This is a genomic window from Marivita cryptomonadis, assembly GCF_002115725.1.
Classification (GTDB): domain Bacteria; phylum Pseudomonadota; class Alphaproteobacteria; order Rhodobacterales; family Rhodobacteraceae; genus Marivita; species Marivita cryptomonadis.
Genome location: NZ_JFKD01000108.1, coordinates 1 through 706 on the forward strand (window position 1 = coordinate 1; position 706 = coordinate 706).

1 protein-coding gene is annotated in these 706 nt (G+C 50.7%); it reads right to left on the reverse strand.

Going from position 1 to position 706, the window contains the following annotated elements:
• The coding region (locus MCRY_RS22535; RefSeq protein ID WP_217808275.1) for a hypothetical protein at window positions 1–706 on the reverse strand (706 nt) is incomplete at both ends.

The window sequence follows — 706 nt, forward strand, 5'->3', positions numbered from 1 at the left end:
GCCCCAGGCACTCTCATCCATTTGGATTTCGGCAGAGGCCAATGATTGTCCGTTTTCGCGTACTGAAAAAAGACGGCAGTTGCCTCGATAAGCGCTGTAGTCGTAACCATCAATGCAATGGCCTAGCGCTCGATGTTCTGCATCAAGGTCCGCTGGGCATTTCAGCTCGACAATTTGCAGCCCATTCGGGCTTACGAGAAGTGTGTCGTTCGAATTAAGCAGCGTCCTCCAGGGCGTTGAAGAGTCCGCTTTTGTTTGGGGATCTGCGGCATCAAGAGCTTCACGTATGTCTATCAGTGCCAGGTGAAAGCCATCCACTAAGTTGGCGATCTGGTGATAGGTAGCAGTACCTATGAAGCTTTTGAGTTTTTGCAGTGCGTCACGGGCGTCGGGTCCGTCGCTTTCATCAACGCTATTAAAAACATCATTCAGATCTTGCAGCCTATCAGCAATTTGAAGCCAATCAGGGTTGGACCACTCTGTCGGACATCCTGAGAACAACCTGCTCCAGTCTTTTGTCTGCTCCAAAAGTTGATAGGGAATCTTATCCAGCAATGCAAAAAAGGTTTTCCAGTGCGTCTTAGTCGAAGGGCGGCGGTTGACCATTGCTGCTCCAAGCAGCAATCGATGCCACGGAGTATCCGGACCTTCACGGCTTATTCGCGTCAATGCGCTGCCGGTATCAAAAACGCGTTGTTGGCCCAAG